At 57.2% G+C, this 25,283-nt stretch carries 31 protein-coding genes; 15 read left to right on the top strand and 16 right to left on the bottom strand.

Annotation, left to right across the window (positions count from 1 at the left end; all coding sequences use genetic code 11):
• Positions 1-40 precede the first annotated feature (40 nt).
• Both E3E42_RS06765 and E3E42_RS06760 read left to right on the top strand, forming a co-directional pair.
• Entirely contained in the window at positions 41-646 is a 606-nt protein-coding gene (locus tag E3E42_RS06765; protein WP_167903678.1) for an asparagine synthase-related protein, read from the top strand.
• A gap of 32 nt (positions 647-678) precedes the next feature.
• Positions 679-1,446 carry a hypothetical protein gene (locus E3E42_RS06760; protein WP_167903546.1) on the top strand — a complete coding sequence of 256 codons (768 nt, stop codon included), beginning with the start codon at positions 679-681 and terminating at the stop codon, positions 1,444-1,446.
• Between the two features lie 9 nt (positions 1,447-1,455).
• Here E3E42_RS06760 and rpl18a read toward each other — a convergent pair whose 3' ends face one another.
• From rpl18a to E3E42_RS06715, 9 genes are all read right to left on the bottom strand, one after another.
• Complete coding sequence (gene rpl18a, locus E3E42_RS06755) at positions 1,456-1,686, bottom strand: 50S ribosomal protein L18Ae (protein WP_014013577.1); 231 nt, start codon at positions 1,684-1,686, stop codon at positions 1,456-1,458.
• Between the two features lie 17 nt (positions 1,687-1,703).
• Entirely contained in the window at positions 1,704-2,390 is a 687-nt protein-coding gene (locus E3E42_RS06750) for a translation initiation factor IF-6 (protein WP_167903545.1), read from the bottom strand.
• A 27-nt stretch (positions 2,391-2,417) separates the two neighbouring features.
• On the bottom strand, positions 2,418-2,687 hold the full coding sequence (locus E3E42_RS06745; protein ID WP_167903544.1) for a 50S ribosomal protein L31e: 270 nt from the start codon (positions 2,685-2,687) through the stop codon (positions 2,418-2,420).
• Between the two features lie 11 nt (positions 2,688-2,698).
• Positions 2,699-2,854, bottom strand: coding sequence for a 50S ribosomal protein L39e (locus E3E42_RS06740; RefSeq protein ID WP_167903677.1), 156 nt, complete (start codon positions 2,852-2,854; stop codon positions 2,699-2,701).
• Between the two features lie 94 nt (positions 2,855-2,948).
• Positions 2,949-4,610 carry a CGP-CTERM sorting domain-containing protein gene (locus tag E3E42_RS12190; RefSeq protein ID WP_167903543.1) on the bottom strand — a complete coding sequence of 554 codons (1,662 nt, stop codon included), beginning with the start codon at positions 4,608-4,610 and terminating at the stop codon, positions 2,949-2,951.
• A gap of 4 nt (positions 4,611-4,614) precedes the next feature.
• On the bottom strand, positions 4,615-4,890 hold the full coding sequence (locus E3E42_RS06730; protein ID WP_167903542.1) for a hypothetical protein: 276 nt from the start codon (positions 4,888-4,890) through the stop codon (positions 4,615-4,617).
• 71 nt (positions 4,891-4,961) lie between these two features.
• Positions 4,962-6,650: a methylmalonyl-CoA mutase gene (locus tag E3E42_RS06725; protein WP_167903676.1), complete on the bottom strand. Its 1,689-nt coding sequence runs from the start codon at positions 6,648-6,650 to the stop codon at positions 4,962-4,964.
• 87 nt (positions 6,651-6,737) lie between these two features.
• On the bottom strand, positions 6,738-7,553 hold the full coding sequence (locus E3E42_RS06720; protein WP_167903541.1) for an ABC transporter permease: 816 nt from the start codon (positions 7,551-7,553) through the stop codon (positions 6,738-6,740).
• Complete coding sequence (locus E3E42_RS06715; RefSeq protein WP_167903540.1) at positions 7,550-8,488, bottom strand: ABC transporter ATP-binding protein; 939 nt, start codon at positions 8,486-8,488, stop codon at positions 7,550-7,552. The genes E3E42_RS06720 and E3E42_RS06715 overlap by 4 nt, the downstream gene beginning before the upstream one ends.
• A gap of 64 nt (positions 8,489-8,552) precedes the next feature.
• On the opposite strand from E3E42_RS06715, the gene E3E42_RS06710 reads away from it, so the two are divergent.
• The 3 genes from E3E42_RS06710 (at position 8,553) to E3E42_RS06700 (ending at position 12,872) form a co-directional block, all read left to right on the top strand.
• Positions 8,553-9,437, top strand: coding sequence for an MBL fold metallo-hydrolase (locus tag E3E42_RS06710; RefSeq protein WP_167903539.1), 885 nt, complete (start codon positions 8,553-8,555; stop codon positions 9,435-9,437).
• Positions 9,438-9,802: 365 nt separating this feature from the next.
• Positions 9,803-10,288, top strand: coding sequence for an Hsp20/alpha crystallin family protein (locus E3E42_RS06705; RefSeq protein WP_167903538.1), 486 nt, complete (start codon positions 9,803-9,805; stop codon positions 10,286-10,288).
• A gap of 196 nt (positions 10,289-10,484) precedes the next feature.
• Positions 10,485-12,872 (top strand): CDC48 family AAA ATPase, encoded by a 2,388-nt coding sequence (locus E3E42_RS06700; protein ID WP_167903536.1) that lies wholly within the window; start codon positions 10,485-10,487, stop codon positions 12,870-12,872.
• A 180-nt stretch (positions 12,873-13,052) separates the two neighbouring features.
• Here the strand turns inward: E3E42_RS06700 and E3E42_RS06695 are convergent, their stop codons facing one another.
• The gene (locus E3E42_RS06695) at positions 13,053-13,202 is read right to left on the bottom strand and encodes a hypothetical protein (RefSeq protein WP_167903534.1); all 150 of its coding nucleotides are present in this window, start codon (positions 13,200-13,202) and stop codon (positions 13,053-13,055) included.
• Positions 13,203-13,395: 193 nt separating this feature from the next.
• Complete coding sequence (locus E3E42_RS06690) at positions 13,396-13,545, bottom strand: hypothetical protein (RefSeq protein WP_167889536.1); 150 nt, start codon at positions 13,543-13,545, stop codon at positions 13,396-13,398.
• A 64-nt stretch (positions 13,546-13,609) separates the two neighbouring features.
• On the opposite strand from E3E42_RS06690, the gene E3E42_RS06685 reads away from it, so the two are divergent.
• Positions 13,610-14,008, top strand: a complete 399-nt coding sequence (locus E3E42_RS06685) for a M67 family metallopeptidase (RefSeq protein ID WP_167903532.1) — start codon at positions 13,610-13,612, stop codon at positions 14,006-14,008.
• A gap of 1 nt (position 14,009) precedes the next feature.
• Here E3E42_RS06685 and mobB read toward each other — a convergent pair whose 3' ends face one another.
• A complete protein-coding gene (gene mobB / locus E3E42_RS06680; protein ID WP_167903530.1) occupies positions 14,010-14,744 on the bottom strand; it encodes a molybdopterin-guanine dinucleotide biosynthesis protein B in 735 nt (244 codons plus the stop codon).
• 9 nt (positions 14,745-14,753) lie between these two features.
• Positions 14,754-14,969 carry an LSm family protein gene (locus tag E3E42_RS06675; protein ID WP_167903528.1) on the bottom strand — a complete coding sequence of 72 codons (216 nt, stop codon included), beginning with the start codon at positions 14,967-14,969 and terminating at the stop codon, positions 14,754-14,756.
• Between the two features lie 62 nt (positions 14,970-15,031).
• On the opposite strand from E3E42_RS06675, the gene E3E42_RS06670 reads away from it, so the two are divergent.
• Positions 15,032-15,859 (top strand): hypothetical protein, encoded by an 828-nt coding sequence (locus tag E3E42_RS06670; protein ID WP_167903526.1) that lies wholly within the window; start codon positions 15,032-15,034, stop codon positions 15,857-15,859.
• On the opposite strand, the gene E3E42_RS06665 is transcribed toward E3E42_RS06670, so the two are convergent.
• A complete protein-coding gene (locus E3E42_RS06665; RefSeq protein WP_167903524.1) occupies positions 15,843-16,550 on the bottom strand; it encodes a 6-hydroxymethylpterin diphosphokinase MptE-like protein in 708 nt (235 codons plus the stop codon). The genes E3E42_RS06670 and E3E42_RS06665 overlap by 17 nt on opposite strands.
• A 168-nt stretch (positions 16,551-16,718) precedes the next feature.
• Here E3E42_RS06665 and E3E42_RS06660 point away from each other — a divergent pair, with 168 nt between their 5' ends.
• The 5 genes from E3E42_RS06660 to E3E42_RS06640 are packed head-to-tail and all read left to right on the top strand — an operon-like array spanning position 16,719 to position 22,122.
• A complete protein-coding gene (locus E3E42_RS06660) occupies positions 16,719-18,233 on the top strand; it encodes an ABC transporter substrate-binding protein (protein ID WP_370519620.1) in 1,515 nt (504 codons plus the stop codon).
• Positions 18,234-18,280: 47 nt separating this feature from the next.
• Positions 18,281-19,300, top strand: a complete 1,020-nt coding sequence (locus tag E3E42_RS06655; RefSeq protein WP_198362167.1) for an ABC transporter permease — start codon at positions 18,281-18,283, stop codon at positions 19,298-19,300.
• 10 nt (positions 19,301-19,310) lie between these two features.
• Complete coding sequence (locus tag E3E42_RS06650) at positions 19,311-20,159, top strand: ABC transporter permease (RefSeq protein WP_148881901.1); 849 nt, start codon at positions 19,311-19,313, stop codon at positions 20,157-20,159.
• 5 nt (positions 20,160-20,164) lie between these two features.
• Positions 20,165-21,136 (top strand): ABC transporter ATP-binding protein, encoded by a 972-nt coding sequence (locus E3E42_RS06645; RefSeq protein WP_167903520.1) that lies wholly within the window; start codon positions 20,165-20,167, stop codon positions 21,134-21,136.
• The gene (locus E3E42_RS06640; RefSeq protein ID WP_167903518.1) at positions 21,133-22,122 is read left to right on the top strand and encodes an ABC transporter ATP-binding protein; all 990 of its coding nucleotides are present in this window, start codon (positions 21,133-21,135) and stop codon (positions 22,120-22,122) included. The genes E3E42_RS06645 and E3E42_RS06640 overlap by 4 nt, the downstream gene beginning before the upstream one ends.
• Here E3E42_RS06640 and E3E42_RS06635 read toward each other — a convergent pair.
• Positions 22,116-22,583: a Mut7-C RNAse domain-containing protein gene (locus E3E42_RS06635; RefSeq protein ID WP_167903516.1), complete on the bottom strand. Its 468-nt coding sequence runs from the start codon at positions 22,581-22,583 to the stop codon at positions 22,116-22,118. The genes E3E42_RS06640 and E3E42_RS06635 overlap by 7 nt on opposite strands.
• A gap of 64 nt (positions 22,584-22,647) precedes the next feature.
• Between E3E42_RS06635 and E3E42_RS06630 the strand changes: the two genes are divergently transcribed.
• Both E3E42_RS06630 and E3E42_RS06625 read left to right on the top strand, forming a co-directional pair.
• Positions 22,648-23,397 carry an MBL fold metallo-hydrolase gene (locus E3E42_RS06630; protein WP_167903675.1) on the top strand — a complete coding sequence of 250 codons (750 nt, stop codon included), beginning with the start codon at positions 22,648-22,650 and terminating at the stop codon, positions 23,395-23,397.
• Positions 23,398-23,420: 23 nt separating this feature from the next.
• Positions 23,421-23,984, top strand: coding sequence for a nitroreductase family protein (locus E3E42_RS06625; RefSeq protein ID WP_167903515.1), 564 nt, complete (start codon positions 23,421-23,423; stop codon positions 23,982-23,984).
• Here the strand turns inward: E3E42_RS06625 and E3E42_RS06620 are convergent.
• Positions 23,971-24,423 carry a dual specificity protein phosphatase family protein gene (locus E3E42_RS06620; protein ID WP_167903513.1) on the bottom strand — a complete coding sequence of 151 codons (453 nt, stop codon included), beginning with the start codon at positions 24,421-24,423 and terminating at the stop codon, positions 23,971-23,973. The genes E3E42_RS06625 and E3E42_RS06620 overlap by 14 nt on opposite strands.
• A gap of 126 nt (positions 24,424-24,549) precedes the next feature.
• Between E3E42_RS06620 and E3E42_RS06615 the strand changes: the two genes are divergently transcribed.
• Positions 24,550-25,281, top strand: coding sequence for a DUF2202 domain-containing protein (locus E3E42_RS06615; protein ID WP_167903511.1), 732 nt, complete (start codon positions 24,550-24,552; stop codon positions 25,279-25,281).
• Positions 25,282-25,283 lie beyond the last annotated feature (2 nt).

The following is a 25,283-nucleotide window of genomic DNA, read 5'->3' as shown; positions in this document are numbered from 1 at the left end:
CTTAATAAGGGCTCCCCACCTCATTCCCCTGGTGATCGTCGTGCTCGTCCATCATCTCTATTCAGGTGGAAAAGACTCAAGTTTAGCCGCGTGGATTCTAACCAGGCTCGGCTACGAGGTGAAGCTCGTAACGGTGAGCTTCGGCCTACTCGACAACTGGCGTTTCGCCAGGGAAACCGCGGAAAGGCTGGGCTTCGAGCACCAAACCCTCTACCTGCCCAGGGAAATTCTGGAAAATGCGGCTGAGATTGCCATTGAAGATGGGCATCCCAACAACGCGATACAGTTCATCCACGAGAAGGCTTTGGAGGCCCTCGCTTCTCTCCCGGAGGTTGAGAGGGTCAGCGACGGAACGAGGAGGGACGACAGGGTTCCGCTCCTCGACCTGCCGAAGGCCCGCTCGCTGGAGGACCGCTTTGGCGTTGCCTACGTACGCCCGCTCCTCGGCCTCGGCTACAGGACGGTACGCGAGCTGACCGAGAGGCTCTTCGTCGTTGAAATCAGGGAGAGCGAGGAGCTGGAGAAGGCCGACTACGAGGTCGAGCTGAGGCACCTCATAAGGGAGAATGGACTCGACCCCCTCGAAATCTTCCCGAGGAGGCACTACCAGTCGAGGGTTCTTGGCTGGAGGGAGAAAGGGATTTAAATTTTCTCTCCCACTCCTTTGGGGGACGTTGAATGAGAATCCTCACGATTTCCGGCGGTCGATTTTTCTCCAGCAGAGTCAGAAAACTTGTCGAGGAAGTTTCCGGGAGGATTGAGGTTCTGGAGAACGCGGTCCTGTTCCCAGAGAGCGTTGAGGTCGAATACGGAAGGTTCAACGCGGTAAGCTCCGTCCTTTTGGGTCCCAGGATAGGGGCAAGGGGCTCCAAGTACTACACCTCGGGCTGGCTCTTCAATACATCAAGAAAGTTCGTGCCGGAGGAGGGCGTCCTCTCCAGCGAGCTCCCATTGGTTCCGGCCCAGTACAGGGTCGAACTCGACGTCCCCGGCTCCGGAAGGATCGAGCTTCCTGGATACCGGCTCAAAAACGGTGTTCTGTTTCTCTACATTACGCCGAGTTACCGGGTCACGTTCCCGGGCGATGTTCTGGAGGCGGGAAACCTGGAAGACTACGCCCAGGTCTCCCTAAAACCTCTGGAAAACGGCTTTGAAGGAGCGATTGCATTAAACCTCCAGAAGGCCGGCTACGCTGACCTTCTTCTGCTCGGCAAGATGGTCGAGGATATCGTCTTCTTCGGAAGCGAGCAGGGAAGGTTCACCTACGAGTTCATCAGGGAACCGACGCTCATAATCTCCCACGAGAAAGTTCTCTCACCGCGGGGACTCCAGAAGGCCATGAGTGGCTTTATCGGCCTCAGCGGACACGGAAAATTCACGCTCAGGCTCAGCGTTGGAAAGGCAAGGGAAGAAATGGCTTTCTCAGTGAAGCTTGGGATGGAATAGAAAAGGAAATCAGAGCCCGCTGAGCTTTCTGACTATCGGGTTCTCGGCCTCTTCGGGCTTTATCTCCTCGACGCTCTCGATCCATATCTTGTTCCTCGGAACGCGGTGCTTGCTGCCGACCTCGGAGTAGAGTATCTCAACGACGTCCTCGGCTTTGAGGCCGCGGTATTCCCTGGTGAACCTCTCCCTCTTTCCGTTCCTCTCGAAAACGCCCTTAACGCGGAAGACCTTAACCTCCATAGCTCACACCTCCATCATCAATCAAGGAAGCCCAAGGCTTCTTCAATCTTCACTATCTCGGGTCCGGTGGTCAGGTGCCCAACGACGACACCGTGAGAGTTCGCCAGCATGCATGAGCCAACGAAGGGAACGCCCATGTTGGCGGTTCCGACGTAGATGTCAACCTTGAAGAGGTCGCGGAGCCACTCGAGCTCCTCGTCGGTCGCCTCCGGATGAACGAGTCCGCCCCTGTTGGTGACGACCCCGACGCTCCCGACGGCGTGGAAGTCACCTATCATCCCCCTCTCGACCTCGACGCCGAGTACGTCCTCGAGCCTCTTGGCCTCCTCGCGGCTGAACTTCGCGCTCACCAGCGCCGCCCTGTCGTTGGCGAGGATGAGGTTGCCGAAGGCGGTGAGGGTGCTCTGGAACGGGACTATCTCGGTGTCAATCCCGTGCTCTCTGAGCTGGCCGTTTATCCTCTCCAGCTCGGCGTCCCAGACGTACCAGGGGACGACTATGGTGCTGGAGTTGCCGGCCGCGAATATACCCACTATGCGCGACTTCATTATGCTCGTTTCAATGAGCGGAACCTTGAGAACCTCCCTGAGAACCTCGAGCTTCTTCTCGCCGAGGCCCTCCCTGATAAGGGCTACCCTGTCGGTGGCGGTACCGTAAACGCCCAGATACGGAGAGTTCTCAAAATCGAGCCTTTCTATGTGCATCTCGTCACCTCGTTAAATTAAAAGGAATCAGGCGAGGGCGACCTTGGCAATTCTCTTGCCGTCTTCCTCTTCGACGATAACCTTAACACGGAGCTTGCTGGGCGGCTTTTCTGCGCCGCGCTCCCAGAGCTTCTCGTTGACGTCGGTGCCGATGATGACCTCGTCGGCCTTGGCGTGCCTGGCTATCCACTCGCGGACGAACTTGGCGGCCCTCGGGGCCCTCTTCCAGCGTGGAACGCGCTTCTTTATTTTCTGTATGGGAACGACGAATATGACTTCCTCTCCGGGCTTGATCATCTTAACTCACCTCACTCCTTGAGCTTGGTTCTCCTCCACATTCTCCTCTTGGGGTGGGTCATGACATTCCTGTTGGTCTTGACGATGACCCAGACCGGAATGCGCCTGTTCTGCTTGGCGGCCTTGGCAAGTCTGAGCTTCTTCGCAAGCGGCTTGTTTCTCGCCATAACTACACCTCCCGGGATTATCATGATGCCTGTTGATGCTTTGGCTATCCTTTTTTAAGCTTTTTCGTGGGGTTTTAAGGTTTTCCACCCGGAGCTATCCCCGGCGTTTTCTCCTCAGGAGGAGGGGGATTACCGAGAACCCGATTATCGCGGCCGGACCGCAAACGCTCGAACCCTCTTCCCCTGGCAGGGTCTGAGTGGGCGTGCTTTCCTCCGGGAGCTCCGGGGAGACGTTGAGGGCGTTGCCCGTATCAATATACGGAATGCCGAGTTTAACGCTCCAGTTCCCGACTGGCACCGTTACAACGGCGGTCTCGGCCTTCAGAGCGGAAGTTATTCTGCCGTCTGAGTAGTAGAATGCCAGGCAGGTACCGTCGAGTGTGGTGGGGGCGTTTGAGGAGTAGTCGCCCCAGACGGTTGCCCAGCCGCGCCCCTCGAGCGCGATTCCCGTAACGTAGAATGGGTAATAAAAGAGTATCCCCTCCCCCACTTTAATCCCGCGGAGCATTGACGCAGCTTTTGAAGAGGGGACACACCGAGAGAGGTTTTCCAGAGGGATCCAGGAGATATCGAGGGAGGGCGTTATGAAACTAACGGCGCCCCGGTTGGCCTTCCACGCATGGAACTCATGGGAGGAATCACGTCCCAACGTGCTCACTTCAATGGGATGGAGAATCCTCCCAACGGGGTCGTAGACGAAGGTTTCGTTGAAAGCTGGTCCCCAGTAATCGATGCAAAAGTCTCTGAATCCTCCACTACTCAGCCTCCCGTACACCCACGAGCCATTGACGTTGAGGAACAGCCCTGGAAAAGGTGTCTGGAGGAAGGACACCGGTGACTCACCAAGCCTGGCATGGAGGATTTCCTCTCTGTTAACGCAAAGATCCACGAAAGTGAAGTTTTCTGGGGAGTAATGGGGTACGGTGCGGACGATGGAGATATAGACCCTGCCTTCATCGGGGGGAAGTTCCAGCTCGGGAACGGAAGAGTTTCCCCCAACCCGGGCAAGGGTTCCGTTTGGAAGCTTCAGAACTGGCTGAGCACAGGTAAACGCCTCACCGGAACCGTCGGAGGCCCGGACATAGGTCTCAACCGAGAGGTTCAGAAGGGGGCTGAGCTTTCCGTTGTGGTAGTACAGCAAAGGCGGGAAGAGTCGTTCTGTCAGGGGAGTCGCGCTGGCGTTATTGGGGGAGTAGACGAAACCGGAGTGCCCAACCCACATGTGGGGGAAGTAAACGCTGGACCTATTCCCAATGAGGAGGTATTCCCTGACGGAGTATGGCTCTGGAGTGTAGGCCTCAAGCCCGTAGCTTGGAAGGTAAAGGATGATTCCTCCGCGGAAGGGTACCGCCCGGAAGAGCTTCAGCAGGCTCTCCGCATTCAGGCCGCTGGAGTCGCTGAAGTTCAGGAGGCGGAGGTACTTCTCAAAGGCCTCAACCGGAACGGGATATGTTTCGTTGGCGTAGGGGAAGGAGAAGACCAGCGAGCCGTTGGAGAGTGTCCCGCTCACAGCCATAACACCGGGCAGGTTGAAGAGAACGTCCGAGTCAATTTGAGAAAGGCGAACGGGCCTCCCAATCCGTTCCTCCTCCGGGAGGTACTCCATGACGGTGTAGCTTACGTTGGTGCAGACGTCGAACTCGCAGGGGGAAAGGTGGCGGACACCGATGAGGAACCACTCCCTCCCGAGGGGAGCAACTGAAAGGACGGTGAAGTTGAACCTCGCCAACGAGTCCGTGACATTAACGTACTTCACGCCGTCACCGACTTCGAATGAGGATATATTCCCTTCCGGAGAGCTCGCGGCAGCCGATGTAAGTATCGGGAGAGTCTATTGGGCACATATGGTCGGGCAGCTTTCCATACTCGGACACAGTAATCCCAATGAGGGCGAAGCTTCCGTTGCTGGCGACGCTGAGGTGCATCATAACCGGATGGTCTGGAAACCGATACCCGGGTGCAGGTTCGGCAATAACCTGCTGGGAGAGAATGGCACCGATGAGGAGCAGAAGGACAAGGAAACGGGAGGTTCTCATACCACCACCGATTTAACTATCGCATGGAATTAAAAACGTTTTGGAATGGAAGAAGAAAATGAAACGATGCGTCAGAATATCAGCGGCGCCCTGTACTCGCCCCAGACCTCGCGCAGGACGTCGGTGACCTCCCCAAGGGTCGCGAGGTGCCTGTGGGCCTCGATGATGTAGGGCATGAGGTTCTCGTCGTCGGTTTCCGCCGCCTTCCTGAGCTTATCGAGGGCCTCCTCGACCTTCTTGCTGTCCCTCTCGGAGCGGAGCTTCTTGAGCCTCTCGATCTGCTTCTCCCTGATGCTTGGGTCGACCTTGAGTATCTCGACGTCGAGCGGCTCGTCGACGATGAACTCGTTCACACCGACGATGATGCGCTTCTTCTCCTCGACCTCCCTCTGGTACTTGTAAGCGCTCTCCGCTATCTCCTTCTGGATGTAGCCGCGCTCGATGGCCCTCATCATACCGCCCATCTTCTGGATCTTCTCAATGTACTTCAAAGCTTCCTCGTAGATGTGGTCGGTGAGCCACTCGATGTAGTAGCTGCCTCCGAGTGGGTCTATCGTATCAACGACGCCGCTCTCGTAGGCGATTATCTGCTGGGTCCTGAGGGCTATCCTAACGCTCTTCTCGGTCGGAAGGGAAAGGGCCTCGTCGTAGGAGTTGGTGTGCAGGGACTGAGTTCCTCCGAGAACCGCCGCAAGGGCCTGAATCGCGACCCTGACTATGTTGTTCTCCGGCTGCTGGGCGGTGAGCGTTGAGCCGGCCGTCTGGGTGTGGAAGCGCAGGAGCATCGAGCGCGGGTTCTTGGCGTTGAACCACTCCTTCATTATATACGCCCAGAGCCTTCTGGCGGCCCTGAACTTGGCGATCTCTTCAAGGAAGTTGTTGTGGGCGTTGAAGAAGAAGCTCAGCCTCCCGGCGAACTTGTCGACGTCCATGCCCCTGTCTATGACGGCTTTGACGTACTCGATACCGTCGGCGAGGGTGAACGCAACCTCCTGGACGGCGTTGGCTCCGGCCTCGCGGATGTGATAGCCGCTTATCGAGATTGGGTTCCACTTGGGGACGTTCTCGGCGCAGTACATTATGATGTCGGTCGTAAGGCGCATGCTCGGCTGCGGCGGGAAGATGTAGGTACCGCGCGCGATGTACTCCTTGAGGATGTCGTTCTGAACCGTTCCGCGGAGCTGGCTCGGAGCAACGCCCTGCTCTTCAGCCACAAGGATATACATGGCGAGGAGGTTAGCGGCGGTCGAGTTGATGGTCATCGAGGTTGAGACCTTGTCGAGCGGGATTCCGTCGAAGAGGACGCGCATGTCCCAGAGGGAGTCAATGGCGACACCGACCTTTCCAACTTCACCCTCGCTCATCGGGTGGTCGGAGTCGTAGCCTATCTGGGTCGGCAGGTCGAAGGCGACGCTGAGGCCGGTCTGGCCCTGTTCGAGGAGGTACTTGTAGCGCCTGTTGCTCTCCTCAGCGGTTCCGAAGCCGGCGTACTGCCTCATCGTCCAGAACCTTCCGCGGTACATGGTTGCATAAACTCCGCGGGTGAACGGGTACTCACCGGGGAAGCCGAGCTTTTCGAGGTAATCCCAGTCCTCGCCGAGGTCAGCGGGAGTGTAGGTGCGCTTTATTTCAAAACCGTCGTCGGTCATGAACTTCTCCTTTCTCTCGGGCCTCTTCTCAATGAACTTTTTAACCGTTGTTTCGTCCCAGCGCTTTTCCTCCTCCCTAATCTTCGCGAGCTTCTCCTTATCGAAAGTCATGCCTACCACCTGCCCCTATTTGGGCGCCGGCCTATAAAAAGCTTTTACATAACTAAAGGTTGTGCTTGACATCGGATAAATTATCCATCAATCGGGGAAGTCGCGGCCTACGAGCACCGCCCAGGCAACGGCCAGGAAGATGGCCCCAACTGCACCAAAAAAGACGGCCGTATGGGAGGGATTCCCGATGAAGGCGCCCAGGTCAACCTTATCGAACCCGGCCTTCAGCAGAACCACCGCCTGATAGCCGAGGGTGTAGCGCTCCGGGGTTTTGACGTAGGGAATCTGGGGCAGGAGGAACTGAAGGAGAAAGACTATCCCAAAGGTCGCCAGCGAGGCGTAGAGCGGGCGCGTTATGATGACCGAAACCAGCATCGCCAGGGCGCCGAGGGCGGCCAGAACAAGGAGCGTCGCTCCCAGGGCAAGGAGAAAGTCGGGCAGGCCTTTCCAGAGTCCGTTCGCACCGGTATCGTAAACGAGGGGGTTGTAGAGCCAGATAACGGTGTAGGGAACTCCAAAGAGAATCGCAAGGGCGCCGAGTCCAGCGAAAAACTTCGCGGCTACAACCTCGCTGAGCCTCACCGGCCTCGCAAGCAGTACCCTTATTGTTCCCCGGTCTATCTCACCCGCGAGGAGGTCGCTCATGAGGATTATCGCGATGAGCTGGCCGATTATACCCAGCCAGTAGTTGGGGACCAGATCAAGCATGAGAGCCTGAAACGCCTTGAGCATAGCATCAATGCCGGTTCCCGATGCGTTTGGGCTGAGAAGGTATATGAACGCAGGAAAGAACGTAACGAGGAATAGGACCTTGAGCTTCCTTGAGCGGATCAATCTCCTGAACTCGCTCTCAAAGACCACCCAGAGGGCGCTCTGGAAGGGCTTCATGCCGTTATCGCTCATTCCTTCCACCCCACGTTGAAGCGCTTCATCAGGATCCTCTCCAGCGGACTCGTGTGGGACTTGAAGAGCTTGAGGGCGAGTCCCTCTTTGGCCAGAAAGGCGGGTAGCTCAACGAAGAACCGCTCCGCGAACCTCTCGTCGAGCTTCACTCGGAGGATTCCCTCCTCTTCCCATGCCTCCCTCACGTAAACCCTGTCCTTCAGGAATTCCAGGAGCTTCCCGTTGTCCGAGACAACAACGTCGTAATCTGTCCCCTCGACGTTCACCAGGTCTCTAACGCGCCCCTGTTCGATGAGCTGGCCGTCCTTAATCAGGCCGACGTGGTTGCACATCCTCTCTATCTCGCTGACTATGTGTGAGCTTATGAAGATGGTCTTTCCAGCCTTGGCCAGTTCCAAAACCCTGCCGATGAATTCCATTCTCCCGAGGGGGTCGAGGTTGCTCGTCGGCTCGTCGAGGATTAGAAGCTCAGGGTTCCCAAGGAGGGCCATGGCAAAAGTAACCCTCTGCCTCTGACCGCTTGAGAGCTCCCGTATCCTGTTGAAGGCCAGCTTTCCAACTCCGGTGTAGGCCATCAGCTCCCTCGCCTGCTTCACGGCCTCCTCCTTGGGAAGACCTAAGAGACGGCCCATATAGGTCAGGAACTCGAAAATCGTTATGTCCTCATAGGCAAGGGGCTTCTCGGGCATATAGCCGACCTTTCGCATTATCTCAACCCTCTCACTCGGCATGTCCAGGCCAAAAATCCTTATCTCGCCGTAGGTCGGCTTCAGCGCCCCGGTAAGCATCTTTATTGTGGTGGTCTTTCCGGCGCCGTTGGGGCCGAGAAAGCCGTAGACTGCACCTTTAGGAACCTTCAGGTTGAGATGATACACAACGTTCATCCTGCCGAAGAATTTGGTGAGCTTCTCAGTCTCGATGATGTAAGTGGACATCTCAACACCCAGAGGAATGTCGAAACGAAGATAAATAAGGGTTTCGGGAGCTTATTCAAAAATAATGATAATAGACAACGTAGGCCTCGACAGCTCGGCCCGCTTTGCCTTCCAGAGCCACGCCCACACGGACCACTTCGTCAGCGGAGAGGTTATCTACTCCACCAGGGCGACCAAGTTCCTTAGCCACCTCCGAAAGGGCGGCTTCTACAGGGAAATCGAGTTCGGAAAGACCTTCTACCTCGGCGATTTCAAGGCGAAGCTCTATCCAGCCGGCCATATGCTCGGCTCGGCCGGAATAAAGCTGTGGCTCGAGAACGGGACGCTGTTCTACACCGGCGACACCAAGTGGTTCAAGCTCAGAACGGCCGAGAAGAGCCGCTTCCCGAGGGCGGACTTTCTGATAATCGAGGCCACCTTTGGCGTTCCGCACTTCACGTTTCCAACGCCGCGGGAAGCCGAGAAAAAGCTAATCGCCTTCGTCGAGGAGGCGCTGGAGAGGGGCAAAAAACCGGTTCTTTACGTCAACCAGATGGGGAAAGCTCAGGAAGTCATGAAGATACTCGACCTTCACGGCTACACCGTCAGGGCCTCGCGGGAGATGGTTAAAGTGGCGCGCGTTTATTCGAAGTTCGGCCTTTCCTTCGGCAACATCTCGGCAGATGGTGAAGTCCTCCTCCGTTCCTACCGCTCGCCCAAGGTTGAGAACTCCCTCTCGCCCTGGGAGCTGACGGTTTCCGGTTTTGGAACCCTCAAGCTCAGCAACCACGCCGACTTCTGGGAGCTGATGAGGATCGTGGAACGGGTAAACCCGGAGAGGGTTTTCACAGTTTACGGCTTTGCCGAGGAGTTTGCAAGGATTCTTAATGGGATTGGATACGAATCAACGGCTATCGAATCCACCACAACATTGTCGGGGTACTGGAAATTTTTTAACCGAACTTTTTAATCGTTGTTGAATGTACAACAAAGAACGCGAAAGATTAATATATATCCTGCACTTACATTACAGTGCAGGAGAAGTGGGCGACCAACATTTAAGTTTGTACGTAGCAGCGTTGCGGGCCCTGGTAGGAACGCCCGCTGCCCGGAAGCTTGAGGTCTCCCTCAAGAAAGAACGAAGGGGGTGGTGCCCCAAGCTTCCCCCCTCCCTCTTTGTACTTCTTCCAATCACAGTCCGTATAATGTTGTAGTTTTTCCACATCCCCGCTATGTCTCTGGCTCTTCTTTAATGTCCATTTATGAACACAAAACTTTTTAAACTCTTCCCTTTTAGTAACTACTGGTAACCAAAAGGTTGAGGGGGGTGGGAGTATGGTCTGGAGGAGGGACCGCTACTGGGACCCCTTTGACCTGATGAGGGAGATACAGGAGGAGATCGACGCCATCTTTAGGGACGTCTTCCATGGACCGCGGCTCTGGAGCACCCGGGAGCCCGAGCGCTACGAGTTCGTCAGCGAGACCTGGCGCGAGCCCTTCGTGGACATCTTCGACCGCGGTGACAGGTTCATCATAACCGTCGAGCTTCCGGGAGTGCGCAGGGAGGACATCAAGCTCCGCGTTACGGGGGACACCGTCTATCTCGAGGCCCAGGTGAAGCGCGAGAAGGAGCTTGAAACCGAGGGAGCCATAAGGATCGAGCGCTACTACAGCGGTTACAGAAGGGTCATCAGACTGCCGGAGGAGGTCATCCCGGAGAAGACCAAGGCCCGCTACAACAACGGCGTCCTTGAGATAGAGATACCCAAGAAGGCCCCCAAGAAGGAGGAGGGAGAGGGCTTCGAAGTCAAGATTGAGTAACCCTTTCGTTGTAAGGGAAGACAAGGGGGACACCCTCTTATCTTCCTCTACCATCAAACCCCCGATGTGGGGCTTCGCCCCACGACCCCGCTTTAATTTAATACCGGAGGGGGCTCCGCCCCCTACAACCCCCAAGTAAAATAAAAACATTGAATCTCACGATCATCGGTCATGAGAAGTTTGGAGGTGGTGAAAGATGACCGAAAAGAGGGAAGTTAAGCTCAAGGTCGCCTCTGCTTACCAGAGGGACGTTGGGAGGGGAATAGTTAGAATAGACCGCAAGTCAATGCGTGAAATCGGCGTTCAGAGCGGCGACATCATCGAGATAATCGGAACCAAGAACACGGCCGCGGTGGTGTGGCCGGCTTATCCAGAGGACGAGGGGCTCGGCATCATAAGAATGGACGGAACCATAAGGAAGAACTCCGGTGTCGGCCTCGGTGACGAGGTGACCGTCAGGAGGGCCGACGTCAAGGAGGCGAAGAAGGTCATAGTCGCCCCGACAGAGCCCATACGCTTCGGCCACGATTTCGTTGAGTGGTTCCACAGCAGGCTCGTCGGGAGGCCCGTCGTCAGGGGAGACTACATCAAGGTCGGCATCCTCGGACAGGAGCTAACCTTCGTGGTCACCGCTACGACCCCAGCGGGAATAGTCCAGATCACCGAGTTCACCGAGTTCACGGTCAGCGAGAAGCCGGTCAAGGAGGTCTCCAAGACTGCCGCTCTGGGGGTGACCTACGAGGACATCGGCGGCCTCAAGGACGTCATCCAGAAGGTCAGGGAGATGATAGAGCTCCCGCTCAAGCACCCGGAGATATTCGAGAAGCTCGGCATTGAACCGCCCAAGGGTGTCCTGCTCTACGGCCCGCCGGGAACGGGTAAGACCCTCCTTGCGAAGGCTGTGGCAAACGAGGCGAACGCCCACTTCATAGCCATCAACGGTCCGGAGATAATGAGCAAGTACTACGGCGAGAGCGAGGAGAGGCTTAGGGAGGTTTTCAAAGAAGCTGAAGAGAACGCGCCGGCGATAATCTTCATTGATGAGATCGACGCCATAGCTCCGAAGAGGGAGGAAACCCACGGCGAGGTCGAGAAGCGCGTCGTTTCACAGCTGCTCACGCTCATGGACGGTCTCAAGAGCCGCGGAAAGGTCATAGTCATAGGCGCGACCAACAGGCCCGACGCCATCGACCCGGCCCTGAGGAGGCCAGGAAGGTTCGACCGCGAGCTTGAGGTCGGCGTCCCGGACAAGCAGGGCAGGAAGGAGATACTTCAGATACACACGAGGGGAATGCCCATCGAGCCCGAGTTCAGAAAGGGCAGGGTCATCGAGATACTCGAGGAGCTTGAGAGGAACGACGCCTACCGCGAGAGCGCCGAGAGGGCTCTGATGAAGGTCAAAGGAGCGAAGGATGAGGAGATTCCGGAGATACTCAGGGGCATAGACGAGAAGCTCTACGACGAGGTCAAGGCCAGGCTCATCGATGCTCTCCTCGAGGAGCTGGCTGAAGTCACCCACGGATTCGTCGGTGCCGATCTGGCGGCGCTGGCGAGGGAGGCGGCGATGGCCGCTCTGAGGAGGCTCATCAAGGAGGGCAAGATCGACTTCGAGGCCGAGCACATACCCAAGGAGGTCCTTGAGGAGCTCAGGGTCACCAGGAAGGACTTCTACGAGGCTCTCAAGATGGTCGAGCCGTCGGCGCTCAGGGAGGTGCTCCTGGAGGTTCCGAACGTCCACTGGGACGACATAGGCGGCCTTGAGAGCGTGAAGGAGGAGCTCCGCGAGGCCGTTGAGTGGCCGCTCAAGTATCCGGAGGCCTTCCTCGGGCTCGGCATAACCCCGCCGAAGGGAATACTCCTCTACGGTCCGCCCGGAACCGGTAAGACCCTCCTGGCAAAGGCTGTAGCGAACGAGAGTGAAGCGAACTTCATCGCCATCAAGGGCCCAGAGGTGCTGAGCAAGTGGGTCGGTGAGAGCGAGAAGAACATCAGGGAGATATTCAGGAAGGCTCGCCAGGCTGCGCCAACGGTCATATTCATAGACGAGATTGACGCCATTGCTCCGCGCAGGGGAACCGATGTCAACCACGTCACCGACAGGCTCATCAACCAGCTCCTCACCGAGATGGACGGAATCCAGGAGAACAGTGGAGTGGTCGTCATAGCGGCGACCAACAGGCCGGACATCATAGACCCGGCCCTGCTCAGGCCCGGCAGGTTCGACAGGCTGATACTCGTGCCAGCACCGGACGAGAAGGCCAGACTGGAGATACTCAAGGTGCACACCAGGAACGTGCCGCTCGCAGAGGACGTCAGACTTGAAGAGCTGGCGAAGAGGACGGAGGGTTACACGGGAGCCGACATAGAGGCGGTGGTCAGAGAGGCCGCGATGCTCGCCATGCGCAGGGCGCTCCAGGAGGGCATCATAAGGCCCGGCATGAAGGCCGATGAGATAAGGGGGAGGGTCAAGGTCACGATGAAGGACTTCGAGGAGGCCATGAAGAAAATAGGGCCGAGCGTGAGCGAGGAGACCATTGAATACTACAGGGAGATTCAGGAGCAGTTCAAACAGTCACGTGGATGACAGCGCGACCAGCGAACGAACGTTCGCGCGGGGTCGGGGCGGATGTCCCACTTTACATCTTTCTTTTGAAAGCTTCGCCCCTCACGGCGGGGAGGAGGTCAGCCTTTAGAAGAAACACTCTACAGTTGCGACGTCAGAGAGTCGTCGATAAACGTCAAGGGAAGGGAAGCAAAGGGAAGGCTAAGCGACCCACTCAAGTTCGTAGCCCCTCGCGCGGAGCTTTTCCATGTCCTCCCTTGCTATCCTTTCCGCCTTCTTTATGTCGTTGGTGACGACTATCCTCTCTTTGGGTAGGGTGTTGTTCATGTAGTAGACAATTCTCACGAGCATGCCATCACCCCGGTATATCACTGTGAGTGATAGGAAAATCGGGAGGATTTAAAAACATTGTTGCACAGATTTTAACATTAAAGTACACAACAGCCCGGACCAAAATATGCATCAACGTACAATATTGTTGCGATGGCCACAAGTGTCGCTCCGCGGCGGAGAATGCCAAAAAGAATAATTTGGGGAAGAAGAATCACTCGATCTTCTCCAGCTCGAAGACCCTTGCGTCCTTCCGCTTCATTTCCCTTACCGCCATCCTCCTGGCTTCATCGGCGCTGTCGGCGTGAAGGATTATTGTTTCGCCGTGGTTTTCCCCACCGTGGAGGGTAAGGGCCCATTTCATCGTATCACCGGCAGAACTTCGTCACATCTCCAAGCTTTATAAGTCTAACGGGGGAGTTTTAATCATGAGGCTGGTAATTCGACAAGATGATTTAAAAGGGATTATCAAAATGACAGAAAGGAGTGCTGTTGAGGTATGTGGCTTCCTCTTCGGGAGGCGAGAAGGGAATGACTTCATCGTCGAAGAAATTCGCTTCATCCCCAACAGGTTGAACTCGCCCACCGCCTTCGAGATGGAGCCGCTCGAGATGGTGGGGGCCATAGACGGGGCCGAGGAGAGGGGCCTTGGGGTGGTCGGCATATTCCATTCCCACCTAAAGTGCCCGCCGGGACCGAGCGGCAGGGACTTGGAGGGCATGATGCTCTGGCCGGTCGTCTGGCTGATAGTGGACGACAGGGGAAACTACGGGGCTTATGTGCTGGGGGGAGACAAAATCCGGGAGGTGGAAGTTAAAATTGTCTAACTCAATCCTCTCTTATCACGATCTCTATCCTTCTCCCCTCGTGGTAGCCCTTCATCGCCGAGAGCATGCCCTTTATCGTCTTCTCCACCAGCTCCTGCACCCAGTCCTTCATCGGGAGAACCTGCCCGTCTATCTTGACGGTGACCTTCGGCTTCGAGCTGAGCACAACGCAGTCCTTCAGCGTCTTCTCACCGTTCACTATCATCCTCGCCATCTCGGCGCACTTGAAGCCGCAGAGGCCGCAGTCGATGTTGGGCAGCATGAAGGCTCTCTTCTCCACCAAATCCGCGAGCTTCTCCGGCTCTTTGGTAGCGTCTATGACAGGAAGGCCCTCAACCCCATCCGCGCCCGCCGAGGCTATAACTCCGCTCACCGCTACGGCAAGGCCGTCGTTGAGCTCCCTCACGTCCTCCTCGTTCCTCGCGCATATTATCTTGGGAACGTGCTGAACCGATTTAAATCCCTCGAGCAGGAGGAAGTCCGCCGAGACCATTGAGAACAGCGCGTTGATGTCCTTGGCGTTGAAGAGGAGAGCATCGGTATCGTTCGCCCTGACAAGGACGGCATCGGCGACCTTTGAGAAGCGCCACGTATCGCTCCCCTCCCTGTCGAAGTCGACGTGCATGCTCTTGGCTATGGCAACGCGGTAACCTCTCTCCTTGAGGACCCTCGCGACGGCCTCAATCGTCGTCGTTTTCCCGCTCTTCTTGAAGCCAACGAAGGCAATGCCCCTCATCCCGATCCCTCACAGGAGCATTATCCAGTTGAGGTCGTCTATCTTCACCACGAGGGCCTTGGCCCTGTTCCCGGCTATGTCCACCACGTCCCTCAGGAGTATGACCTCCTCATCGAAGTCATCCAGGATTCCGGTGAAGGAGTGCTCGTTGCTAACAGCCAGGGCAACCCTCTTTCCCTTCCAGGCCTCCAGGGTTCTGTCGAGCAGGTACTGCTTCTCGCCCATGCGCTCACCTCCAGAAACCAAAAACCTATAAGGCTTTTAACCGTTTCCGGTTCGGTGATAGAATGAGGTTCGTTACGAAGAGTGAATCGGTGAAGAAATCGTTTTTCGATGACCTGAAGAGGGAGGGCATTAAGTTCGAGCTTCATGAGAGACTCGGATACGAGGCGTTCGTCGGGTACCTGCTGGAGGGAACCCTGGAAGAGATAAGCGCACAGATAGACGTCATCGAGGGGGCCGACAGGGAGGCCCTCAGGGAGGGATTCGTCTCCTTCAGGGAGAGCCTGAACCACATACTGGAGCACATCAAGGTCGGCGAGAGGTTCGAGACCCTCCTTCAGGAGGGCCCATGGGTCGCCGAGCTCCTCGACCAGCTCACGAGGAACGGCGCCATAGACTACGAGGACGGCGTTATAAAGCTCCGCGATGGGGTGGACGTCACGAAGCTCCGCTTCGAGTTCAAGTTCCCCTTCAACCTCGTCCACAGTCCGGAGAGCGCCGAGAGGATAGCCAAGCAGTTCGCCTTCACCGACCTCACCATGGAGTACGAGTTCGAGGTACTGGAGCTGAACATAGCCAAGATAAACACCCTCGGAAAGATCGCATCGCGCTACTTCCCGGAGGACTACCTCCTGAGGGTCTACTTCGCGCTGATAGGCCGCTCGATCCTCTCAGGGGAGATACTCAAGTCCCTCTGCAACGAGAAGGTTCCGGAGGAAGACCTGGTCAAGGCGTTCATGAGGGCCTCGCCCCTCTCGATACCCACGGAGAAGGGAACCCTCGTCATCAACTACTCCCCGAGGGCCGTCGAGGAGGTCCTTCGCTTCCTCAAGAGGGCCGGTTACGTCGAGATAAAGGCCGGGAAGGTCAAGAAGCTCAGGGATTTGGTCTAAGGTACTCGATCCTCGCCTTCCCATTCTTTTCCAACCATTTCAGTAGTTCCTTCGCAAACTCGAATTTCTTCCTTTTGCTCCCCCATATCGGGGCGTGCTCCCTCAACCCGGGCTTGCTCCACCTCCCCACGGTCTCGCCGAAGTCGAAGCCGACCAGAACTATCTCCCTCGCGCCCAGCTCCTCGGCCAGAAAAGCGGCCCTGTCGCCGTCGGTAAAGCCCCCGAAGTTGTAGACGATGTCGAGAGGCTCGGTCTGGGTCGTTCCAAGAACCCTTGAGAAGAGCGGCACGTATGCGGTCAGTTTATCCATGTTGTCGCCGTGGGCGTGAACCGCCATGAACGCCCCCCTATCGTTGGCTATCCTCAGGTCCGGAATCCTGCCGTCAAGGTCAGAGACGATGATGTCGGGCACCATATCGTGCTCCAGAAGTGCAGAAGTTGCCCCATCTACGGCTATCAGCGTTCCATCAGAGAAATCAAACTCCACAAGGGCCTTCTCCAGGCTGGGCCCGCAGCCGAAGACGTAGGCCTTTCTCCCGACGACGGCCGCCAGTTCGTCCCGCAGGATGTATTCATCCCCCTCAAGCAGAAGCGCCCTCAGGAGCTCGGCCGCCTTCCGGTCCTCTTCAACCGAGTATCCCATCTCCTGGACTATGCGCAGGTAGAAGGACTCCCATTCCCCCCAGTCCATGGAAGGAGATTGCATTGAGCATATATCAACTTTACCCCTATACCAGATTCTAACTTCGTCGGTTCGATAATGAACACTACGAAAGGTTTAAATGCATTGATGTCCGTAAATATCCATTGGTGACATCCTATGCGGCTACAGTACGCAACATTGGCTCTGGTGGTTTTGGTGATTTTTTCGGTAGTGGCCAGCGGCTGTATAAGCGGTGGTGGCGGAGAGGAAGAGACAGCGACGATAGTTATGGGGGTCACCGACAAGGTGACCGACCTTGACCCCTCGAACGCCTACGACTTCTACACCTGGGAGGTTCTCAACAACGTTATGGAGGGCCTGGTAAAATACAAGCCGGGAACCCTGGAAATCGAACCGGCTTTAGCCGAGAGCTGGGAGGTCAACGAGGACTCGACCGTTTGGACCTTCCACCTGAGGAAGGACCTTAAATTCGCGGACGGAACTCCCCTGAAGGCCCAGGATGTTGTCAGAAGCATCGAGAGGGTAATGACCATTCAGGGCGACCCGTCCTGGCTCGTTACGGACTTCGTGGACAAGGTGGAGGCCAAGGATGACTACACGGTTGTCTTCTACCTCAAGCAGCCAACCGCATACTTCCTGGCCCTCCTCACGACCCCGCCGTACTTCCCGGTCCACCCGGACTACGCCCCCGACCAGATACAGAGCGACCAGACCGCCGGCGGTGCGGGCCCCTACAAGATAACCAAATGGGTTCGTGATGAGGAGCTCGTTCTCGAGGCCAACCCGAACTACTACGGCGAGAAGCCCAAGACCGAGAAGATAATCATCAAGTTCTACCGCGACGCCTCGACAATGCGCCTCGCCCTCCAGAACGGCGAGATAGACATCGCCTGGAGGACGCTCAGGCCCAGCGACATAGACAGCCTGAAGAAGGACGAGAACTTCAACGTCATAGAGGTTCCTGGCGGATTCATCCGCTACATCTGTCTCAACACCAAGAACGACCCGACGAGCAACGTCAAGGTCAGGCAGGCGCTCGCGGCGGCCGTTGACAGGCCGGAAATAGCCCAGAAGGTATTCATGGGGACCGTCGAGCCACTTTACAGCCTAATACCAAACGGAATGTGGAGCCACAAGGACGTCTTCAAGACCGCCTACGGCGACGGCAACATAGAGAAGGCCAAGGGGCTCCTCAGCGAGGCAGGCTACTCCGAGAGCAACCCGCTGGAGATACAGCTCTGGTACACGCCGACCCACTACGGCGACACCGAGGCCGACCTTGCCCAGATGCTCAAGGAGCAGTGGGAAAAGACCGGAATGATAAAGGTCACCATCAAGAGCGCCGAATGGGGAACCTACACCGACTACGCCAGGAACGGCCAGATGCAGGTCTACCTGCTCGGCTGGTACCCGGACTACCTCGACCCCGACGACTACACCACCCCGTTCCTCAAGACCGGCGCCAACAAGTGGGCCGGAACCGGCTACTCCAACCCGACGATGGACGACCTCCTGAGCCAGGCCCAGAGGCTCAGTGACCAGAACGAGAGGACGAAGCTCTACGAGCAGGTCCAGGACATACTGGCGGGGGACGTTCCCTACATACCGCTGATACAGGGCAAGCTCTTCGTGGTTACCCAGAAGAACGTCAAGGGAGTGACGATAGGCCCGGACATGATATTCCGCTACTCGACCCTCTACAAGGAGTGATTTCCTTCTTTCACTCCTTTTTGTCTCAATTAAGAAGGGGTGATAACGTGGCCAGGGGACTCGGTCAGTACATAATAATCAGGGCGCTCATGATAATTCCGACGATCCTCATTCTCTACACCCTCGTGTTCTTCTTCCTGAGAATCCTTCCCGGAAACCCAGTTATGGCCGTCGTCGGAACGAAGAACATTCCCCCGGAGCAGCTGGAGCACCTCATGCACATGGCCGGGCTGGACAAGCCCCTGTACGTCCAGTACTTCGACTACCTCAAGGGCGTCCTCCACGGAGATTTCGGGGTTACGCTGGCGTTCCCGATGGGGAAACCCGTGTGGGACTACATAGCCCAGCGCTTCCCGGCGACGCTGGAGCTCGCCCTCTGGGCCTTCACCGTCAGCGTGCTCCTCGGCCTCCTGACTGGAGTGATAGGCGCCACAAGGAAGGGAACGAAGACCGACACGGCGATGAGGGTGTACAGCATAATCGCCTACACGCTCTTCATACCCTGGTTCGGTATGATGCTCCAGTACCTCTTCGGAATCCACCTGCACTGGTTGCCCACTTCAGGCAGACTCGACCCGGGGGTTAATCTGCACACGATAACGGGCCTCTACGTCCTGGACAGCATCCTCACAGCCAACTGGGATGCCCTCGTGAGCTCCGTTAGGCACCTCATCCTGCCGGCGCTCACCCTCGGAATAGTCCTCAGCGGCGCTTACACAAGGCTGGTGAGGAACAACATGGTTGATGTCCTCAGCCAGGACTTCATAAGGGCCTACCACGCGAGGGGTGTTGCCGACAGAAAGGTCATGTGGTACGCGCTGAAGAACGCCTTCATACCCGTCGTTACCCTCATGGGACTCCAGTTCGCCATACTCCTCGGCGGTGCGGTTCTCACCGAGACGACCTTCAGCTGGCCGGGAATGGGAACGTTCCTCGTGGACAGAATAGACTACCGCGACTACAACGCCATCCAGGGTGCGGTGATATTCTTCGCCTTCTTCGTCGGCATCATCAGCCTCATAGTGGACATAGTCTACGCGCTGCTCGACCCGAGGGTGAAGTACTGAGGTGGTCAAGATGGAGATAGCAGGAAAACTTACGGAGTTCGTCTTCGGGAAGAAGCCCGGCAGGGGCATGCTCATCTTCGGCATAATCATCGTCCTCATCGTGGTCATAATGGCGGTCTTCGCCCCCTGGATAGCCCCCTATGACCCGACGCAGAGTAGCGACGACGTCTTCGCCCCGCCCAGCCCGGATCACCTCATGGGAACCAACAGGCTCGGCCAGGACATGTTCTCGAGGATAGTCTGGGGCTCGAGGGTCGTCCTCTACGTCGTATTCATAGCGACGCTGCTCTCGATGGCGATAGGAATTCCCCTCGGACTGCTCTCCGGCTACCACGGTGGAAAAATCGACAGAACGCTGAGCGTGATAATGGACAGCATCTACGCCTTCCCTGCTTTGATCCTCGCGATGGTCATCGCGGTGGTTCTGGGCCCGAGTCCGATAAACACGGCCATAGCGATAAGCTTCGTCTACGTGCCGACCTACTTCAGGATGGTCCGTGGGCAGACCCTCAGCTTCACCGGCCAGCTCTTCGTTGAAGCGGCCCACGCGATAGGCGCGAGGGACAAGGAGGTCATGTTCAAGTACATCCTGCCCAACCTCGCACCAACCATCCTCGTCGTCTTCACACTCAGCGTCGCCGATGCCATATTGACCGAGGCCGGCCTGAGCTTCCTGGGACTGTCGGTAACGCCGCCGACGCCCGACTGGGGGTACGACCTGCGCGTCGGCCAGCCCTTCCTCCTCGACGGCTACTGGTGGCTGGTCTTCTTCCCGGGAATAATGATAATGCTCCTGGCCATGGCCTTCGCGCTGATAGGAGAGGCCCTCAGCGAGAGGCTCTCCCTTGGAACGAGGTGATGTGAATGCTGCTGGAGGTCAAAAACCTTAGCATCTACTACTACACCCTTGCGGGAGTCGTCAAGGGGGCCGAGAAAGTTACGTTCAGAATAGACAGGGGTGAGTGGGTCACCTTCGTCGGGGAGAGCGGGAGCGGGAAATCAACGGTCGCCCACGCGATAATGAACATCGTTCCATCACCTGGAAGGATAGTGACGGGGGAGGTCATCTTCGAGGGGAGGGACCTCCTGAGGCTCGGCAAGGACGAGCTGAGGGACATCAGGGGTAAGGACATCAGCATGATATTCCAGGACCCGATGACCAGCCTTGACCCCCTCAGGAAAGTCGGGGACCAGATGGTCGAGGTCATGACGGTTCACGGCGTCCCGGAGGAGGAGGCGAGGGAGAGGGCGAAGGAGCTGTTAGAGAAGGTAAACCTGCCCCCAGACAGGCTCGACTACTACCCGCACCAGCTCAGCGGCGGCCAGAGGCAGAGGATAAGCATAGCGATGGCGATGGCCTTCAACCCGAAGCTCCTCATCGCGGACGAACCGACGACCGCCCTGGACGTCATCGTGCAGGACTCCATAATGGACCTCATCGACAACCTCAAGGCGGAGGGGACGAGCATATACTTCGTCACCCACGACATCTCCCTTGCGGCCGAGAGGAGCGATAAGATAGCGGTAATGTACGCGGGAAAGCTCGTCGAGTTCGGAACCGTTGAGCAGATAGTCGAGAATCCTCTCCACCCTTACACAAGGGCGCTCATCGAGGCGGTTCCGGACCTCTGGAAGGAGAGCGAGGTCAGGGCGATTCCGGGATATCCCCCAGACCTCAGAAACCCGCCGAGGGGATGCCGCTTCCACCCGAGGTGCCCGGTTTTCAGGGAGCGCCCGACCCTCAAGGGCCTCTGCGACGCGGTGGAACCTGAAATGATAGAGTACGAGAAGGGTCACTTCGTGGCCTGCCATCTCTACGGGGGTGCGGGGGAATGAGCGAGCCACTTCTTCGCGTTGAGAACCTCAAAAAGTACTTCCCGGTCAAGAGGAACATCCTGGAGGTTCTCAGGAAGGAGCCGCCGCGCTACGTCAAGGCCGTTGACGGCATCAGCTTCGAGATAGCCAGGGGAGAGGTGCTCGCGCTCATCGGAGAGAGCGGCTGCGGTAAAACCACAGCCGGAAGAACCGTTCTGAGGCTCATAGAGCCCACGGACGGCAGGATAATCTTCGACGGGACGGATATAACGGAGCTCTCCCGCGAGGAGATGAGGCCCTTCAGGCGGAGGATGCAGATAATCTTCCAGGACCCATACGCGAGCCTGAGCCCCAGGATGAAAATCGGCGACGCCATAGCCCATCCGCTCCTCGTCCATGGGATGGCCGAGAAGGAGGAAGCGAAGGAGATAGCCCTCAAGATGCTGAAGCGCGTCGGCCTGACCCCGGAGGATGAGTTCTACGACCGCTATCCCCACCATCTAAGCGGTGGCCAGAGGCAGCGCGTTGTGATAGCGAGGGCGATGATACTCAAGCCGGAGTTCGTGGTTGCCGACGAGGCGGTCTCGATGATAGACGTCTCGATGCGTGCCTCGGTACTTGAGCTCCTTGAAAGCTTCAGGGAGGAGTACAACCTCAGCCAGCTCTTCATCACCCACGACATAGCGGTCGGCAAGCTCATAGCGGACAGGATAGCGGTGATGTACCTCGGCAGAATAGTGGAGATGGGCCCGACGGAGGAAGTCCTGAAGAACCCGGCCCACCCATACACGATGGCCCTCATCCAGGCGGTACCCTCAATAGCGCGCAGGAAGAAGGAGAAGAAGCTCAAGATAACAGGGGAAGTTCCAAACGCGGCAAACCCGCCCAGGGGATGCAGGTTCCACCCGAGATGCCCATTCTCAAGCGAGGTCTGCATAGCCCACGAACCGGAGCTGGTGGAGGTAAGTCACAACCACTTCGTCGCCTGCCACCACCCGCTTCACTGATTTATTTTTCTCAGCTTTTTGTCCATCCTGAGCATCTCCTTCCACTGCCTCCCGGGCCAGTACACCTGCCCGCAGTTCTCGCAGACGTAAAACCCGTCGTACCTCTCGTACACCGCCTCCGGAACTCTCCCCCTGATTTCTTCCTTCGAAACGCGCTTTATGGGCCCGTTGCACTTAGGACAGCGCGCGCTGGCCGGGAAGAGCTCCTTAAACTCCACGCCAGAACCCCTGAGCTCCTCCATCTGACCCTCCAGGGAGTTCGAGGTGAGTAGGATAACGCTCATTCCAAGCTTCCTAGCCCTCCCTGCAAGGCCCGAATCCCTGGTCAGAAGAACCCGGTTCTCGGCCAGGGCAATCCGGAGTATGTCCTCATCCGCCTCCACCCCGTAGAGGGTGTCGTGGCCGTAAAGCCGGAGCCACCTCGCGAGCCGGCCGAGCATCATGTCGGCGATGAACCTCATATGCTGAAGTTGGCGGCAATCCTTATAAGGGCCTTATTTCACAGCCGTAAAATAGGTGGTGGATTTGATAGTCTACTTCATAGGCACCGGCGGCAGCGAGGGGATTCCCGCCCACCTCTGCACCTGCCCGACCTGCACCGAGGCGAGGAGGTTCGGCTTCGCCCAGAGAAAGCCCTCGACCCTCGCTGTGATCACCGAAAAGGGGAAAGCGGTTCTCTTCGACGTGGGCACGGACATAAGGGATTACCTCAACGTCCCGCTCGAGGCAATATTTCTGACCCACTGGCACCACGACCACATCTACGGCCTCTACAAGCTCCGCTGGATGGAGAGCGAGACGGTTCTCTACGCTCCGGAGGGGCACGCCGACGCCCTGATCCTCCGCGAGCCCAAGAACCTCCAGCCGAGAACGATAAAACCCGGAGAGACCGTTGAACTTGACACCCTAAAAATCACCGCGTTCCGGCTCAATCACCAAGTCGAAACCCTCGGCTACCTCATCGAGGAGGACGGGAAGGCCATCGCAATCCTCTACGACACCAAGGGGCTCCCCGAGGAGACGGAGGAGTTCCTGAAGGGGAAGGCTCCCCTCAGACTCGCCATCGTCGATGCAACCTACCCGCCGGGAATTGAGGATCCTTACCACAACAACGTTGATGAAGCTGCCGAAATGGGCCTCAGACTGGCCGAGAGGACGGTTCTGAGCCACATCTCCCACAAAAACCTGCCCTTCCTTGAGCTGACGGAGTACGTGAGGCGGAGGTGGGGGAACGGGGTTCTCGTCGCCTACGACGGCATGGTGTTCTACGTTTGAATCCAGCTCTGGACGGTGATGGTATGAGGACCCTTGAGCTCGCCAGGCGGAGGAAGACCGTGAGAAAATTTCTGCCTGATGCGCCTCCCAAGGAGGACATAATGACGGCCATCAAGGTGGCCAAGGAAGCGCCGAGCGGCATGAACGCCCAGCCCTGGAAGTTCGTGGTGATAGACGACCCCTGGCTGAAGGGGAAGGTAAGGGAACTCTGCGAGGGGGAAGAGAGGAAGTTCTACTCCAGAACTAAGGGAGATTTGATGGCATGGCTCAGCGCGAAGGGCTTCACTCCGGAGAAGCCCTTCCTCAGCGAGGCGCCCTACCTGATACTCGTCTTCGGGCACACAAAAGCCCCCTACTGGCTCCAGTCAACGTGGATAGCCGTCGGCTACCTTCTCCTGGCCCTGGAAGAGCTCGGCCTCGGGACAGTAACCTACACGCCACCGAACCCGAAACCGGTAGAGGAGCTTCTAAAGGCTCCTCCGGAATACAAGCTCCAGACGATACTGCCCGTTGGCTACCCCGCCGACCCGAAGCCGAAGTACGAGCGGAAGAGTCTGGAGGAAATAGTGAGCTTCAACGGCTTCTGAGGAAGCTTTCCAGTTCTTTTAAAATCTTCATCTGTTCAGGGGTTTCCACGGCCCCGGGCCTTATCCTCCTGACCCTCGCGAGGGCCTCCCTCAGCGGGAGTCCCTTGGAGTACATCAGCCACGCCACAGCCACCGTTCCGCTCCTTCCGAGGCCGCCCAGACAGTGAATCAGAACCTTCTTGCCTTCTCTCACCCTCCCTCCAATCCAGTGCAGGATTTCAAGGAGCTGGCTCAACGTCGGCGCTGTGAAATCGGGTATCGGGCTGTGGAGAACTTCAACGCCCCTCTCCTCCCATTCCTCGATGGAATAAGGAAGCTCGAACTCCTCAACGAGGACAACTACTGCGTCGAACGTCTCCGCAACCCGATCGATTTCACTCACCGCTGGCATCCTTGAGAAGGCAACGCCCTCATCGATGAACCTGGCAGAGCTCCACATACTACCACCTCTGAACATTCCGGGGACTTACAGATAAATCTTTTGACGGAATACCCATTTCAAATGGGCCGATGAACCAAAAGGTATTTATGAACCTTCGGTAAGATTATTGCGTGGGGACCCACCATGAGAGGAAGGCGTTATCTTGTCGTCTTAACAGTGCTCCTGCTGAGCATCACAGTAGCAGGGTGCATAAGCAGCACCCAGACGCCGACCGAGACGAGTCCCTCGCCCACCAACACCGTTCCGCTCGTGGGCGACACCAACGGGGACCTCAACACCCAGGACCTGCAGGCGTACATAGACTCCCTTCCGACCGAGCCGCTGACGGAGGACGAGAAGAAAGGACTCCTCTATATGGTTGAGGAGGAGAAGCTCGCCCACGACGTTTACACCAAGCTCTACGAGAAGTGGGGGCTTCCGATATTCAACAACATCGCCAAGAGCGAGACCACCCACGTGGAATCCGTGAGAATGCTCCTCAAAAAGTACAATCTAACGGATCCAACGGCAGATGAGGGTATCGGTGAGTTCCAGAACGAGGAGCTCCAGGCCCTCTACGACCAGCTCATCGAGATGGGCATGAAGAGCGAAATTGATGCCCTTAAGGTCGGCGCTCTCATAGAGGAGACCGACATAAAGGACCTCCAGGAGTGGATATCAAAGACAAACAAGATAGACATCATCATGGTCTACGAGAACCTGATGATGGGCTCGAGAAACCACCTTCGCTCGTTCGTCGGCCAGCTGGAGAGCAGGGGAGTGACCTACGAGCCGCAGGTTCTCCCCAAGGACGAGTTCGAGGCGATAATCAGCAGCCCGATGGAGACCGGCGGAGGCATGGGCGGCAAGCCTTGATC

This window comes from Thermococcus sp. JdF3 (assembly GCF_012027495.1).
Lineage (GTDB): Archaea > Methanobacteriota_B > Thermococci > Thermococcales > Thermococcaceae > Thermococcus.
Note: the sequence above shows the minus strand (reverse complement) of the source record. Positions and strands in the feature narration are given on the sequence as shown.

What these genes read in the sequence shown, in the direction of transcription:
- rpl18a (WP_014013577.1), bottom strand. Translation starts at nt 1,686, where the DNA reads ATGGAGGTTAAGGTCTTCCGCGTTAAGGGCGTTTTCGAGAGGAACGGA.
- E3E42_RS06615 (WP_167903511.1), top strand. Translation starts at nt 24,550, where the DNA reads ATGAGAGGAAGGCGTTATCTTGTCGTCTTAACAGTGCTCCTGCTGAGC.
- E3E42_RS06635 (WP_167903516.1), bottom strand. Translation starts at nt 22,583, where the DNA reads ATGAGGTTCATCGCCGACATGATGCTCGGCCGGCTCGCGAGGTGGCTC.
- E3E42_RS06670 (WP_167903526.1), top strand. Translation starts at nt 15,032, where the DNA reads ATGAGGTTCGTTACGAAGAGTGAATCGGTGAAGAAATCGTTTTTCGAT.
- E3E42_RS06665 (WP_167903524.1), bottom strand. Translation starts at nt 16,550, where the DNA reads ATGGACTGGGGGGAATGGGAGTCCTTCTACCTGCGCATAGTCCAGGAG.
- mobB (WP_167903530.1), bottom strand. Translation starts at nt 14,744, where the DNA reads ATGAGGGGCATTGCCTTCGTTGGCTTCAAGAAGAGCGGGAAAACGACG.
- E3E42_RS06645 (WP_167903520.1), top strand. Translation starts at nt 20,165, where the DNA reads ATGCTGCTGGAGGTCAAAAACCTTAGCATCTACTACTACACCCTTGCG.
- E3E42_RS06705 (WP_167903538.1), top strand. Translation starts at nt 9,803, where the DNA reads ATGGTCTGGAGGAGGGACCGCTACTGGGACCCCTTTGACCTGATGAGG.
- E3E42_RS06695 (WP_167903534.1), bottom strand. Translation starts at nt 13,202, where the DNA reads ATGCTCGTGAGAATTGTCTACTACATGAACAACACCCTACCCAAAGAG.
- E3E42_RS06720 (WP_167903541.1), bottom strand. Translation starts at nt 7,553, where the DNA reads ATGAGCGATAACGGCATGAAGCCCTTCCAGAGCGCCCTCTGGGTGGTC.
- E3E42_RS06620 (WP_167903513.1), bottom strand. Translation starts at nt 24,423, where the DNA reads ATGTGGAGCTCTGCCAGGTTCATCGATGAGGGCGTTGCCTTCTCAAGG.
- E3E42_RS06700 (WP_167903536.1), top strand. Translation starts at nt 10,485, where the DNA reads ATGACCGAAAAGAGGGAAGTTAAGCTCAAGGTCGCCTCTGCTTACCAG.
- E3E42_RS06760 (WP_167903546.1), top strand. Translation starts at nt 679, where the DNA reads ATGAGAATCCTCACGATTTCCGGCGGTCGATTTTTCTCCAGCAGAGTC.
- E3E42_RS06715 (WP_167903540.1), bottom strand. Translation starts at nt 8,488, where the DNA reads ATGTCCACTTACATCATCGAGACTGAGAAGCTCACCAAATTCTTCGGC.
- E3E42_RS06710 (WP_167903539.1), top strand. Translation starts at nt 8,553, where the DNA reads ATGATAATAGACAACGTAGGCCTCGACAGCTCGGCCCGCTTTGCCTTC.
- E3E42_RS06675 (WP_167903528.1), bottom strand. Translation starts at nt 14,969, where the DNA reads ATGGGCGAGAAGCAGTACCTGCTCGACAGAACCCTGGAGGCCTGGAAG.
- E3E42_RS06690 (WP_167889536.1), bottom strand. Translation starts at nt 13,545, where the DNA reads ATGAAATGGGCCCTTACCCTCCACGGTGGGGAAAACCACGGCGAAACA.
- E3E42_RS06730 (WP_167903542.1), bottom strand. Translation starts at nt 4,890, where the DNA reads ATGAGAACCTCCCGTTTCCTTGTCCTTCTGCTCCTCATCGGTGCCATT.
- E3E42_RS06745 (WP_167903544.1), bottom strand. Translation starts at nt 2,687, where the DNA reads ATGATCAAGCCCGGAGAGGAAGTCATATTCGTCGTTCCCATACAGAAA.
- E3E42_RS06750 (WP_167903545.1), bottom strand. Translation starts at nt 2,390, where the DNA reads ATGCACATAGAAAGGCTCGATTTTGAGAACTCTCCGTATCTGGGCGTT.
- E3E42_RS06650 (WP_148881901.1), top strand. Translation starts at nt 19,311, where the DNA reads ATGGAGATAGCAGGAAAACTTACGGAGTTCGTCTTCGGGAAGAAGCCC.
- E3E42_RS06640 (WP_167903518.1), top strand. Translation starts at nt 21,133, where the DNA reads ATGAGCGAGCCACTTCTTCGCGTTGAGAACCTCAAAAAGTACTTCCCG.
- E3E42_RS06625 (WP_167903515.1), top strand. Translation starts at nt 23,421, where the DNA reads ATGAGGACCCTTGAGCTCGCCAGGCGGAGGAAGACCGTGAGAAAATTT.
- E3E42_RS06725 (WP_167903676.1), bottom strand. Translation starts at nt 6,650, where the DNA reads ATGACTTTCGATAAGGAGAAGCTCGCGAAGATTAGGGAGGAGGAAAAG.
- E3E42_RS06740 (WP_167903677.1), bottom strand. Translation starts at nt 2,854, where the DNA reads ATGGCGAGAAACAAGCCGCTTGCGAAGAAGCTCAGACTTGCCAAGGCC.
- E3E42_RS06685 (WP_167903532.1), top strand. Translation starts at nt 13,610, where the DNA reads ATGAGGCTGGTAATTCGACAAGATGATTTAAAAGGGATTATCAAAATG.